Below are 13055 nucleotides of genomic sequence, written 5' to 3'. Positions count from 1 at the left end.
CCGTTAGTTGATATGCTAGATTTATAATTAAAATTATTAAATTTTTAATTTTATTATTTTATAATGGTTCCATAGTTATCCGGAAATTTCGTGATCTGTAGTTTCTTTCATTCACGTTATATTCATAGCTTGTTCTATCTTAATGTATAGCTCTTTTTACAATAATCCGAACAGACCGTAATATGCTACTGGCCTGCTATAGCCATAAACACATATCTTATCGCATTCGGACTATTATAAGAAAGGCTATAATTCCAATTTTGACTGTATAGGAGGTCTCTATGTTAAAACATAACTATAGTGATAAAATCAATAATCGCTATTCATATACTAACAAATTTTCTTATAGTGATGAGGGTGTAGATGAGACGATCAAGGATAAAATCACAACTGAAGATCAGGTAGTATAGCATTTCTCATAATAGTCCGAACAGGTCATAGGAAGGCAGAATCAACAGCACGACGAAAGGATTCGAATAGAGGAATGTTTTTCCTGGCTCTGTTTTTTATAGCAAACCAATGATGCTCAATTTTGTTGAAATCTGGAGAATAAGGCGGCAGATACAAAATTTCTGCACCAACCCCTTTAGCAAGCTCGATAATCTTATCAGACTTATGAAAAGTAGCATTGTCAAGAATGACCATACGCGTCAAGTTAAGAGATTGTGAGCAAATTTAGAGAGGTTAAAGTGGATACTCTAGCCCTTCTACGTTTGTCTTTTAATGAAAATCGCGACCAAGTTATAGTGAGTTTTTTAAGAAATGCTTTTAAACTATTAATTTTGGTTAATACTAAAAATAACTCTCTAACCCGCCTTTTTAGCTCAATAAATGCCTTTGTTAAGCTAAGTTCTGTATTCTTTTTCACTTCTGTGCAACCAACTATGCCGTGAAATATAAGAATTGCGCACAATTTAGCATATAGTTCACATAATACTCTGCATGGCTTTCCTTTTAGCTTATCAAGCCTGATATGGCTTTTATACAATTTAAATAATAACTCAATTTGCCACCTTACTCTGTAAATCGTTAATACTTGCTCAGCACTAATTTTATTTTCTGGAACATTAGTTATAAATATTGACCAGTTCAACAATTTTTGATTTCTTTTAGAGGATCTGCGATCTTGCTAATCTATTAGCTTTCCTTCTTCTGCCCATAGACTGTTCTTCAGTTAGTTTCTGACATATAATTCTTACTCTAATTTTTGCTTCTTTTCCTAACAATACCTCGTTTTCTAAAAATAACTTATCCTCTCAACATTCTAATAACTCCATTTTTTGATTTGTTTCTACATCATATATGTTGGTATCGACGACTTATGAAATAAGCTCCTATTTCATTGATTTGTTTAAAAGAACTTGGCACAAAATAACCGAGATCAGATATTAGCAAATCATTGCTTAATATATTACTTAAATGTTTCCTATATCCCTGGTCTGATCTTACCCCCTCCGTTAAATTAAGTTGGTCTATTATCTGATTCATGTAGTCGAAAACTAATTGTAACTTTATTCCAGACTTAGTATTGCTTTCATAGCCACTGTAGCTAGTACCATAACCTTTATACATCTCTTCCATACTGTTAGGTAGAGTAATATAGCTACTGTCCAATAATTTAACACTATTAAATTGCTGTAAGATTTTGCAATCAACTTGCAAGATATTTTTAAAGAGAATCACAGATTCATTATACATCCTTTTCATAAATTCCACTGCTTCTTCAGTAAATCTAAAATCCAAACCTTGTTTTGTTATATCTATCGAGTCCTCGTTTAGTAATTGACACATTGTTTCTACGCTACAATTATCAACTCCTATATTACCCAAGACCATGGCTTTTACGAATGATGAACCTTTTAGCTTTCTCTTTCTTTTTATAAACCTTGTTGTAATTGAGATTTTCTCTGCTTTTTCATTAAAAAATTCTTTGAGCTTTTTTGATAAGCAAGTTATTTTATTCATTGGTTCTCTCACTAAAAGTATATCTGGGAGAACTTATACCTTATTATTCTATCTCTTTCATACCTTTATTTCCTTAACTTGACGCGTATGGTCAAGAATGACAGTCTGTCCAGGTTCCAAGATCGGTGTCAAAAATTGCTCAAACCATCCATTAAAAACATCCATATTACAGTGGCCTTCAAAGGTTAACGGAACAACTATCTTTCTTCCACTTAAGGCTGCAACCATACTGATTCGTTGAGTTTTCTTTCCAGATTTTAAGGCATAAAACCGCTGTCCTTTCTGGCAATATCCGTAGGGGTAGTCTTCGGTGTTATCAATGCCAGACTCATCTATATACACTAAGTTTTTAGGTTCTTTTGTCGCTATAATTTTCAAAAATTCAGCACGTTTTTCTTCGTTTCTTTCCTTGTATCCATATGTCTTTTTTTGCGCGTAAATCCAATTTTTTTAAGGGCTCGATAGATCGTTTGGATACTAACGTTGTTCCAAAGTTTAGCCATTTCCGATAGAGTCTTTCCTCCGTGTTCTCTGGCAAATTTGGCAAAGGTATCCCAGTCGGTAATTTTGTGATTGTAACCCCCATTTCCAAGTTTTTTTGATTGAAAGTCTCCTGTTTCTTTTCTTCTTTGCTGCCACTCCCATAAAGTAGTTCGTCCAATCTTAAATCTTGCTGCCACTGTTTCTCTGCTTTCTCCTTCGTCTAGCGCTTCCATTGCTTTTTTTCTTAAATCATAACTATATGCTGCTGGCATTCAACCTCCTTATCATCATCTACCCTTATCCTATCACATCCGGACTTTTATGGAAAGAGCTATAACTGATGATATTGAAGAGCCTGATGCTGGTAATGATGGTTACAGTGAAGGTATGGCTTTCTCTTACCATGGTTACGGCAACGACTTAATATAAACTCTGATCCAGGAAGATAAAATAGTTAAGATAAACCTTCAACTAGCCCCACTTATTCGCTATATTGTTGGAGGTTTTCATAGTTTTTCTAGTTGATGAACATTTTCAAAAGGGCTTCTTCCTTAATTTTGAGTAAATTAAACGAGTTGAAGCAAAGGGGTATTATAAATACAGATACAACAAACTTTATCGTAGAACCCCCAAGTAACAGAGCACATGGAGACATTTACACAAACGTTGCTATGGTGCTCGCAAAGCATGAAAAGAAGAATCCCATTGAAATTGCAGAGGTTTTAGCCAAAGAATTTGAACTTTTTGATGAAGTTGCAAAAGTGGAAATAGCGGGCCCTGGTTTCATCAACATACACTTAAAAATAAAAGTATGGCATGGGATTTTAAAACAAATAAATGAGCTAAAAACAGAGTTTGGCACCCTAGATATAGGGAACAATCAGGCCATTAATGTTGAATTTGTATCTGCAAATCCAACTGGTCCACTGCATATTGGTCATGCAAGAGGGGCAGTATTTGGTGACGTTCTGGCAAATTTATTGAAAAAAGTTGGTTATAAAGTTACTAAGGAATACTATATTAATGATGCTGGAGCGCAGATAGATACGCTAATTCGGTCAGTATATTTGCGGTATAAGGAAGCTCTGGGAGAAAAAATCAGCATCGAAAAAGGTTTATACCCAGGTGAATATTTAAAACCAATAGGGACTGGGCTGGCCAAAAAATATGGCGCAGAGCTTCTAGAAAAGCAAGATAATCAAGTGATTAGAGACTATACTTTAAGTTCTATCTTAGAAATCATAAAGGAAGACATGAACTTACTTGGAGTAAATCATGATGTTTTTACTTCAGAGTATGAGCTACAAAAAAGTGGCAAAATTGAAGAGAGTATAAAGATATTGTCTGACAAGGGTCTAGTGTATGAAGGGTACCTGGAGAAACCAAAAGGCAAAGAAAGCGAAAATTGGACTTCCAGAAAAGAGATGCTATTTCGCTCTACAAAATTTGGTGATGACGTTGACCGTGCATTGAAGAAAGAGGACGGCAGTTGGACTTATTTTGCCTCGGATATCGCTTACCATTTTGATAAGATATCGCGTGGTTTTAACAATATGATCGTAGAGCTTGGTAGTGACCACGGCGGTTATGTCAAAAGACTCAAAGCAGTCGTCTCTGCGCTCAGTGATGATCAAGCAAAAATAGAGGTAAAACTGCATAATATTGTGAATTTTTTCGAGAACGGCAAACCTGTTAAGATGTCCAAAAGATCAGGAAACTTCCTAACAGCAAGAGATGTAGTGGAAGAAGTTGGCAGGGACATAACTCGTTTTATAATGCTAACACGCAAGAATGATATGGTCTTGGACTTTGATTTTGCTAAAGTTAAAGAACAGTCAAAAGACAACCCTATTTTTTACGTGCAATATGCGCATGCTCGTGCTCATTCGTTAATGCGTAATGCTCCAAAAGAGCTCCCAACAGCAGATCCTTCACTTTTAAGGACAGGTGGAGAGCTCTTCCTCATAAAAACCTTAGCAAAGTGGCCAGATGTGGTAGAAATTGCAGCAAGGCTTTGTGAGCCACACAGAATTACTTTCTACTTACTTGAAGTTGCAGAAGCGTTTCACGTTTTATGGGGGTATGGCAAGAGTGATTTAAACATGCGTTTCATACTGGAAGACAACTTAAACCTCACCGCTGCAAGAATGTTTCTCGTGCAGGCCTTAGCACACGTCATCGCTTCTGGACTTTCTATCTTCAATATAGAGCCTTTGGAAGAGATGAGTTGATTTTTTTATGCAAGATTGTTTTTTCAACGAATAGAGAAGTTGACAAAATTAAGTAAAAATGTTATAATTTATAGTAGTATTTTCTGGTTAATATATGGCTCACAGTCAAAAAAAGCTCAATGTTAATGTAAGTTTTGACAGTAAATTGGCTCAGTATCTTACAGAAATGGCAGAGACTCAAAATAAAACTATTCCTGAAGTTTTAGTAGATTTAGTGGAAGAAGAGTTCGAAGAAGATGTAGAGCTATCCAAAATAGCTGACGATCGCCTCTCTGAAGGTGAAGAAGAAGTAGAGGATGATGAAAACATCTGGAAATAAAACTTACACTATAAAATTCTTAAAAAATGTTATTGAAAAAGAAATTCCAGCTCTTCCGGCAAAGATTAAATTAATGGTTCAGGAGGACATAAAGAAACGCCTTACAGTTGATCCTTTTAATCTAGGAAAGCCTTTATGTCATAGCTTTAGAGGGCAATATAGGATAAGGGTTAGCAACTACCGTATAATTTACATCATAAATCATTCAGAACGTAAAGTACTTATTACTGCAGTGGGGTATAGAAAAAACATTTACAAACACAGAAGATTACACAATTAAAAATATAAGAAAGATCTCACCGCTGCAACTTGTCCAAGCCTTAGCACACGTCATTGCTTCTGGACTTTCTATCTTTAATATAGAGCCGTTAGAAGAAATGAGTTGATTTTTTTTTGTTACAATATGTAATGATCAAAATATTATTCAAAGTAGGGTAAAGTTATGACGATCAGTTTTAGGGAGTATTCAACTGTATTCACTGAAGTTGCGGAACAGACAGATTTAAATGGAAATAACATAATTGAAAGAATAAAAGGGCATTAGCATAGATCCCGCTAACAAGCAGCGGGATGACGGTTGTCAGGGTGTCAGGCTAGTACCTTCTCTTGTCATCCCAGTGCCCAGACACTGGGATCCAGAAAAGTTTGCTTGTGAACAAGCAAACTAGCATGGAAAGTGGTTACAACATTTTCGATGAGATTATATGGAAAACTGTATTCCAGTGTCAAGCACTGGAATACATCACAGGGGCACTGGAATGACACCCTTTACGGGCTCTTAAATTGCAACTATAAATGTTTAAGAAATTTACCAAATAAAAAAAAAGGCAAAAGAAGCCCCGTGGTGGTTGGCTATTTACCATGTACTAAAATACCGGCGTTTTTTTTATTCTAAAACGCTTGATTAAGAGCGATTTAGCTGCTTTTAACTTGCAACTAACCTACACCGCAAGTGTTTAAGAAATTTACTAAGCAGGAAAAAAGGCAAAGAAACCCCGTAGTAGCTAGCATTCAAATTCTCCCTTGTCAATTTGACGTTTTTTGCTGTCTTAAACGCTTTGTAAGCGCGTTTCGGCTTATATAGATAAAAACCTAAAAATTTTTAAAGACATGCGATGCACGTAGTGCGAAAAATTAAACATGAGACGCCAAATACCCTAAGTTTTTTGTCATTAACCTGCACAGATTGCGAAGATAAATAAATAGCTTCAGTTTCATGATAAGGGGGTTGGCGAAGGGTGTCAAGTAATTCCGTTCCTTATGGGTAAAAAAAGAGAAACTCTAAGTTGCAGCCGCACAATGTTTCTCTTTTCTGCTGTTGATGATTATTTCGCCTATTGTAACTGCCGCTAGAATAAAGCAATAATATACCTGTGTTAATAAAGAAATAGGTGATACAGAGGCGATGCTACCTGCTAGCAATAGTTGGGAACCATAAGGTAAGATACCTTTTGTAGCACAAGCAAAAACATCTAATAAGTATGCGCTGCGATGTGGCGCAATACTGTGTTTTTGTGCAAGCCTTTTTGCAATGCCACCACTTAGTAAAATAGCAATGGTATTATTGGCAACTAAGGTAGTAAACATAGACGCAATTCCTGCTATCACAAATTCAGCTTTAGTTTTTGTGATATTGCTTTCATCGATGAGTTTATGCAACGCTTTTTGACCTTGCTTGTACATTATATGGCTCAATCCACCGATAAATAGAGCAAATATCACTATTTCGTTTACTTTTTTGAAACCGTCATACACGTCATGAGGAAATTGAATGATAGCATAGTCAAAAAAAGTTATTCCTAGCACACCAGCAATAATTATGTTTATAGTTATTGTTACTAAAGTGGCGACTTCAAGCAGCCCCATGATTATTAAAGAAATGTAAGGAATAATTTTTATTATAGAATAATAATCTAAATTTGATATAGAAATAATTTTTGTACTATTTGAGGCAACTGCTAGGTAGATGAGTGTTATAATGCTGGCAATAAGTGCAACTTTAGAGTTCATTTTAAGTTTATCTTTTGCTGAAGCTTCCTGTGAAGAAACAGATGCAATGGTGGTATCAGATATCATCGAAAGGTTATCGCCAAACACGGCACCACCTACTACAGTTGCAGTTCCTATTTCGAGACCAAAAGCTCCACTTTTTGCCAGATTAACAGCTATAGGTACCATCAGCGCAACAACTCCCATAGATGTGCCAATTGCAGTTGAAATAAAAGCAGAAGCCAAAAATACTCCAGGCAGCAGTAATCTTGCTGGAAGGAAATTAAGAATTAAATTAGCAACAGTGTCTGCGCTACCAATTGATTGAGTAACTGCAGAAAATGCTCCAGAAAATAAAAAAATTAAACACATAGTAAGGGTATTTTTGTCACCCATGCCCTCGATAACAGTATCGATGTTATGCTGAGTTTTATTTGTACCACGTGAGACAGCAAAAAATAGTGCTGGTAACAAGCATATTACTGGTGAAACCTGATGAAGTGGATTATCAGTTCCGATAAAAGAAAAATAAGCACCACTTCCAAGATACAAGATTAAAAAAATAATCAAGGGGACAAAAGCTGTCATTTTACTGTACCTAAACTTATAACTATAACTAATTAAGTGGTTTTAAGCAAGTTTGGTTTTCACTAGTTCTACAGGAAGTCAATAGCAGAGTTTTAAACTTCATATTTAATCTACTAAATAAATAGCACATGTAGCTTATTGCTTGACAATAGGATCTAATTGTTGTCTAGATTCCAGCATCACGCGCACAACTGTACGAACATTTGTTTGCGAAGAAATGTTATAGCTGGTTTTGCCTCAAACACAAAGATGTCATCCGAGTAGCTGACTACTTGGATCCAGAAAATTTTGCTGCGAGTAAGCAAATTTGTTTGGTGAGCATAGAAAGTGGAATGTGTAAGCGCAGCCTCAACAGGGTGTCATCCAAGTAGCTGACTACTTGGATCCAGATTGGATACTGAGTTGGTGAGTATAAAAGTATAGCTAACGCGAGCTCTACGTCATACCTCCGCAGAATAATTAACCGTCATACCGCGATTCATTCGCAGTATCCCTTCGCGGTATCCCTTAGCCGCTAACAAGCAGCGGGATGACGAGCTTATCGTCATGCCACCGCGAACCGTCATACCGCGATTCATTCGCGGTATCTCTAGATCCCGCTAACAAGCAGCGGGATGACGGTTGTCGTTTAGCCATAAACATTAAGGAATTTACCAAATAAAAAAAAAGGCAAAAGAAGCCCTAGTCATTGTCTATTTTCAGTATTGGCGTTTTTTAAGTCTTAAACACTGCAATTTAGCTGCTTTTAAATGCAACTCACCTTAGTTTGAATGTTTAAGAAATTTACTAAGCAGAAAAAAAAGGCAAAGAAAACCCGTGTTAGCTAGTTGTCACTCTCTAATCCTGCAAATTGGCGTACTATACTGTCTTAAACGACTTATAAGCGCGTTTCAGCTTATATAGGTAAAAACCTAGAAATGTTGTGAAGACATAAGGTGCACATAGTGCAAAAAATTAAAAATAAGACGCCAACTACGTTGTTTTCTTGCTGTTTAATCTGCACAGATGAAGATAACTGAATACCTTCAGTTTCATGATACGGGGACTGGCGAAACTTGTCAAGGAAGTTTTTCGTTTCTAACGGTTGTTGCCAAAAACTATACAAGAAGTCTATTGAAATCGCGTATATCAATCGTTGTAAAATCACACAATTGCTCTGTAGAGCTATGCCCTGTAATAATTACTATACCATTTTGCTCAGAGCGTATTGAGATTAAGTTCAGCACTAATTCACACGTTGCACTATCAAGATTACAAAATGGTTCATCTATCAGCCAAACGTTTGCATTAGAAATCAAGAGGCGAGCAAGCGCAACTCTCCTTTTCCAGCCTGCAGAAAGTTCGCCATATCTAATATTAAGTACAGGTTGCAACTGCAAACAACAAATAGCTGCCATAATCAATTCCCTAGTATTTCGTATTCCTGCCCAGAATTCTATGTTTTGAGCAACAGTTAAGCTGTCCTTGCAGGCGTTTTTATGCCCTATATAGACCATAAAAGATATGTAAGATTTTGGGTCATCATATATGTCTTTCCCACAATGCTTTATACTGCCTGATACCGGCGGTAAAAGTCCAGATAAACTTCTAATTAAGCTGGTTTTACCACTACCATTTGGACCAGTGATTAGAATCTTTGATTTTAGCTCAGCTTTAAAACTGAGATTCTTAAATAGTACCTTATTATTACGAGCGCAGGATAAATTTTCACATTCAAGCATGGATTATCTGCCCTTCCCCTTATGTTTACCTTGAGTTGAAGCCTGAGCTTTAACAAACAGCTCCCAAAATCCTTTCTGTCCGCCTTCGCTATGTATCAATTGTGCAAAACGCTTCATTAAACCATTACCCATCATAACCATCTTTGTCCATTTACCTACCGGTTTTGCTATGTCAACTATTTCTGGATCTTCTTTATAAACTTGCACATCTTTTTGCTTCTCGCGCAGTATTTCCTGTTGTTTCATCAATTCTTTTTGCTTGTTTTTTTGATACAATTCATTGAATTTTCTGTCTTCTTCCCACTCTTCTTTAAAAACTTTTCTAGGAAATATGATTTTTCTAATGCGATTTTTGTATATTTTTCTCAAAAAGAGAAATACTGCAGCTACAGCAAGTAATGTTACGCTATATAATATGATCTGTGTAAGTGGCATTTCCTGTATCTAATTCATTAAAAATACCCTTACTATTATACCATAATTATAGAAATTGTGCAATTTTTTTGCGGGTAAAGACAATATAAAAGCAGTACTGCTCTATTTCGAAAATTGCGCAAATATCTGACGAACGGGCTTGTATGTAATAAGGTTTATTTCTATACTTCTTAAAGAATTTAGAAGTAAAACAAATATGAACTGCTATAAAACTCATACGTGCAATGAACTGAGGAAGAACGACGTAGAAAAGGAAGTTACCCTTTCTGGATGGTTATATCGTAAGCGCGACCATGGTAACCTAATTTTTGTTGATTTAAGAGACTTCTACGGAATCACTCAGCTAGTATTTAATAATGACAAAGACTTTTTTGATGAGATATCAAATTTAAAATTAGAGAGTGTAATTACTGTTACAGGAATAGTTGAAGCTAGAACTGAAGATACGGTAAACAGCTCTATTTCTACCGGAGAAATCGAGGTGATAGTCAACAATTTGCGCGTTGAGTCGGAAGTTGAGTTCCACTTTGATGAAGAAATAGCAAAAGAAGAAAGAAGTATATTGGCAAGCATTACCGGCGAGCAAGAATACCCAGAAAACATGAGATTTAAATATCGATTTCTTGACTTAAGACGTGAAAAAGTCCGCAACAATATTATTTTGCGCTCACAAATTATTGCAGAGCTCCGCAAGCTCATGATAGAGCGAGGATTTTTAGAGATTCAAACTCCAATACTCACTGCTTCCTCTCCTGAAGGAGCACGCGACTACCTAGTGCCAAGCAGGCTAAATCCTGGCAAGTTCTATGCATTGCCACAAGCTCCGCAGATTTTCAAACAGTTGCTCATGGTTTCAGGGTTTGATAAATATTTCCAAATTGCACCGTGTTTTCGTGATGAAGACGCAAGGGCTGACCGTTCTCCGGGAGAGTTTTATCAGCTAGATCTTGAAATGTCTTTTGTAACTCAAGAAGACATCTTTCAGATTATTGAGTCTACCTTATATAGAGTGTTTGCTAAATTTTCTCGTAAGTCTGTTGATAAAGATTTTCCACGTATTACATATAAAGAAGCAATGCTTAAATATGGTTCTGATAAGCCAGATCTGCGCAATCCACTATTAATCAGCGATGTTACAGAAATTTTTCGTGATTCAGGGTTCAATATTTTCAAAAGCAATATTGAGCGTGGTATGGTAGTGAGAGCCATCCCTGCACCTAAAACAGCAGAGGAACCACGCAGCTTCTTTGATAAAAAGATAGAACATGCGCAAAAAGAATTCGGTGCTAAGGGTCTCGGATATATAACGTTTGATAAAGATGGAACTGCGAAAGGCCCAATTGCTAAATTTCTTGATGAAAATAGGCTAAACCACATAAGAGAAGCAACAAACATAGAGCCAGGAGATAGTGTATTTTTTGCTTCTGACAAAGAGAATGAGGCGGCAAACATTGCAGGAAAAGTACGCACTCTTTTAGGGTCAGAACTCAGTCTTATAGATGATAATATCTTCAAGTTTTGTTGGATCATTGATTTTCCATATTTTGTATATGACGATAAAAGTAAAAAAATCGATTTCTTTCATAACCCATTCTCCATGCCACACGGTGGTCTGAAAGATTTAGAGGACAAAAATCCACTGGATATCCTTGCTTACCAATATGATCTTGTTTGCAATGGAATAGAACTGTCAAGTGGGGCGATTCGTAATAACAAACTGGATATCATGTATAAAGCTTTTGCCATTGCAGGTTATAGCCGGGGAGAAGTTGATACAAGATTCGGTGCACTTGTACGTGCATTCAGATTTGGTGTTCCTCCTCATGGTGGAATAGCACCAGGAGTTGATAGAATAGTTATGCTGCTTGCTGATGAGCCAAATATTCGTGAAGTAATCTGTTTTCCTATGAACCAGCAAGGTGAAGATGTTCTAATGGGTGCTCCTTCCAAGGTGGAGGATAAGCATTTACGTGAATTATCCTTGAAGGTTATTGAATGAAAAATTTTATAGCAAGGAGCACCGGTTAATGATATATTAGGTTATGTTAAATTGAAAGACCATGAATAATATCCAAAAAGCAATACTATCGGGCATGATCTGTAACATGATTGTGTGGTATGAACTCACTCTTTTTGGAGTATTAACAGATACAATCATCAACGTTTTTTTCCCATCAGAAGATCATTATTTGAGTACACTCAAATTCCTTGGTGTTTTTGCAATTGGTTTTGCGTTTAGACCAATTGGTGCAGTAATTTTTGGTTATATGGGAGATAAGTATGGCAGAAGAAAGACTTTACTTACTTCAGTAATATTAATTTCAATATCATCCACAATTATGGGAATTATACCTGGGTATAAAGAAATAGGGTTGCTTTCACCTGTATTGCTTGTGTTTTGTAGAATAGTGCAAGGAATAACTGCAGGAGGTGAAACAAGCATTAATACAGCATTTACGATAGAGCATTCAAAAGATAAAAAAAATCTAGGTTTCTTAGGAAGTATGAAGCCCTTTAGCGGAGCCCTTGGAACGCTCTTATGCATAACAATGATATTTATCTGCAAAAGAGTTACAGGTGAGAACTATGAAATATGGGGATGGAAGTTGCTTTTTTATTTTTGCTTTTTTTTGGGGACAATAGGTTTTTTAACTAGGTACATATTAAAAGAAAGCTTAGCATATAAAACTAATAAGTACGCTAATAATTTAGCACATTCACCATTGTTAGAACTAGTAAGAAACTATAAAAGACCGCTTATTATTTCAATCAATCTGGGAATTGCTCAGAATGCAATTGTCTACGCAGCAATAATGTTTTATAATATATCAATAAAAGAGCTAGTTATTTTATCTATTAGTGTTAAAGATTTAATGAGGATAGTAATACAGGTTGTATTTGCAGCATCTGCGGTACTTTTTGCAATTTTATCTGATAAAGTTGGAAGAAAACGCGTAATGATTCCTGTACTGATTATGCTATCTCTGATTGGTACATGTGTATTACCATTATTATCTTCCGTTAACCACTATGTCGTAATAATAACTTACTTATTGATTACTATACCAGTAGGTGCATCTTTTGGAATATATGGTTCTGTTATTTGTGAACTGTTTCCAACAAAAGTAAGATGCACTGGCGTAAGCTTAGCAAATAATATATCTGCAGGAATTTTTGGTGGCCTTTCTCCATACATATGCATGTGGCTTATAGAAAAAACCGAAACAAAACTTGCAGCAGGCATTTATCTTACTGCCTGCGCATTAATTAGCCTAATATCTGTGCTTCAAATTAAAGCCAAGGACAGAAAAGTTGATTGGTGAA

General features: G+C 36.0%; 9 protein-coding genes and 3 pseudogenes. 6 read left to right on the top strand and 6 right to left on the bottom strand.

What is annotated here, in order from left to right; genetic code table 11:
* Window positions 1-281 precede the first annotated feature (281 nt).
* Window positions 282-410, top strand: a complete 129-nt coding sequence (locus AAGD87_RS04305) for a hypothetical protein (protein WP_264723330.1) — start codon at window positions 282-284, stop codon at window positions 408-410.
* 25 nt (window positions 411-435) lie between these two features.
* Here the strand turns inward: AAGD87_RS04305 and AAGD87_RS04300 are convergent.
* The 3 pseudogenes from AAGD87_RS04300 to AAGD87_RS04290 form a co-directional block, all read right to left on the bottom strand.
* Window positions 436-642 (bottom strand): annotated as a pseudogene (locus tag AAGD87_RS04300) (transposase); the annotation flags it as partial.
* Between the two features lie 13 nt (window positions 643-655).
* A pseudogene (locus AAGD87_RS04295) lies at window positions 656-1965 on the bottom strand (IS4 family transposase).
* Window positions 1966-2025: 60 nt separating this feature from the next.
* Window positions 2026-2720: pseudogene (locus AAGD87_RS04290) on the bottom strand (IS630 family transposase); the annotation flags it as partial.
* Window positions 2721-2972: 252 nt separating this feature from the next.
* On the opposite strand from AAGD87_RS04290, the gene argS reads away from it, so the two are divergent.
* The 3 genes from argS (at window position 2973) to AAGD87_RS04275 (ending at window position 5278) form a co-directional block, all read left to right on the top strand.
* A complete protein-coding gene (argS, locus tag AAGD87_RS04285; protein WP_264339362.1) occupies window positions 2973-4679 on the top strand; it encodes an arginine--tRNA ligase in 1707 nt (568 codons plus the stop codon).
* 94 nt (window positions 4680-4773) lie between these two features.
* Window positions 4774-4998, top strand: coding sequence for a hypothetical protein (locus tag AAGD87_RS04280; protein ID WP_010962565.1), 225 nt, complete (start codon window positions 4774-4776; stop codon window positions 4996-4998).
* Entirely contained in the window at window positions 4976-5278 is a 303-nt protein-coding gene (locus AAGD87_RS04275; protein ID WP_341817415.1) for a type II toxin-antitoxin system RelE/ParE family toxin, read from the top strand. Before AAGD87_RS04280 ends, AAGD87_RS04275 begins: the two co-directional genes overlap by 23 nt.
* A 1001-nt stretch (window positions 5279-6279) precedes the next feature.
* Here the strand turns inward: AAGD87_RS04275 and AAGD87_RS04270 are convergent.
* From AAGD87_RS04270 to AAGD87_RS04260, 3 genes are all read right to left on the bottom strand, one after another.
* Window positions 6280-7575 carry a Na+/H+ antiporter NhaC family protein gene (locus AAGD87_RS04270; RefSeq protein ID WP_264339364.1) on the bottom strand — a complete coding sequence of 432 codons (1296 nt, stop codon included), beginning with the start codon at window positions 7573-7575 and terminating at the stop codon, window positions 6280-6282.
* 1097 nt (window positions 7576-8672) lie between these two features.
* Window positions 8673-9296 (bottom strand): heme ABC exporter ATP-binding protein CcmA, encoded by a 624-nt coding sequence (gene ccmA / locus AAGD87_RS04265; RefSeq protein ID WP_182309299.1) that lies wholly within the window; start codon window positions 9294-9296, stop codon window positions 8673-8675.
* 3 nt (window positions 9297-9299) lie between these two features.
* Window positions 9300-9731 carry a hypothetical protein gene (locus AAGD87_RS04260; RefSeq protein ID WP_338481519.1) on the bottom strand — a complete coding sequence of 144 codons (432 nt, stop codon included), beginning with the start codon at window positions 9729-9731 and terminating at the stop codon, window positions 9300-9302.
* Window positions 9732-9927: 196 nt separating this feature from the next.
* Between AAGD87_RS04260 and aspS the strand changes: the two genes are divergently transcribed.
* Both aspS and AAGD87_RS04250 read left to right on the top strand, forming a co-directional pair.
* Entirely contained in the window at window positions 9928-11730 is a 1803-nt protein-coding gene (aspS, locus tag AAGD87_RS04255; RefSeq protein ID WP_007548818.1) for an aspartate--tRNA ligase, read from the top strand.
* A 61-nt stretch (window positions 11731-11791) separates the two neighbouring features.
* A complete protein-coding gene (locus tag AAGD87_RS04250; protein WP_006280528.1) occupies window positions 11792-13054 on the top strand; it encodes an MFS transporter in 1263 nt (420 codons plus the stop codon).
* Window position 13055: the final 1 nt, after the last annotated feature.

The organism is Wolbachia endosymbiont (group A) of Pherbina coryleti, assembly GCF_964026875.1.
Classification (GTDB): Bacteria; Pseudomonadota; Alphaproteobacteria; order Rickettsiales; family Anaplasmataceae; genus Wolbachia; species Wolbachia pipientis.
The sequence above is the reverse complement of the archived record's forward strand: the minus strand, read 5'-3'. Positions and strand labels throughout refer to the sequence as shown.

Coding starts and splice junctions, on each gene's coding strand:
- AAGD87_RS04260 (WP_338481519.1), bottom strand. CDS start 9,731: ATGCCACTTACACAGATCATATTATATAGCGTAACATTACTTGCTGTA.
- AAGD87_RS04270 (WP_264339364.1), bottom strand. CDS start 7,575: ATGACAGCTTTTGTCCCCTTGATTATTTTTTTAATCTTGTATCTTGGA.
- AAGD87_RS04250 (WP_006280528.1), top strand. CDS start 11,792: ATGAATAATATCCAAAAAGCAATACTATCGGGCATGATCTGTAACATG.
- AAGD87_RS04275 (WP_341817415.1), top strand. CDS start 4,976: ATGATGAAAACATCTGGAAATAAAACTTACACTATAAAATTCTTAAAA.
- AAGD87_RS04280 (WP_010962565.1), top strand. CDS start 4,774: ATGGCTCACAGTCAAAAAAAGCTCAATGTTAATGTAAGTTTTGACAGT.
- aspS (WP_007548818.1), top strand. CDS start 9,928: ATGAACTGCTATAAAACTCATACGTGCAATGAACTGAGGAAGAACGAC.
- ccmA (WP_182309299.1), bottom strand. CDS start 9,296: ATGCTTGAATGTGAAAATTTATCCTGCGCTCGTAATAATAAGGTACTA.
- argS (WP_264339362.1), top strand. CDS start 2,973: ATGAACATTTTCAAAAGGGCTTCTTCCTTAATTTTGAGTAAATTAAAC.
- AAGD87_RS04305 (WP_264723330.1), top strand. CDS start 282: ATGTTAAAACATAACTATAGTGATAAAATCAATAATCGCTATTCATAT.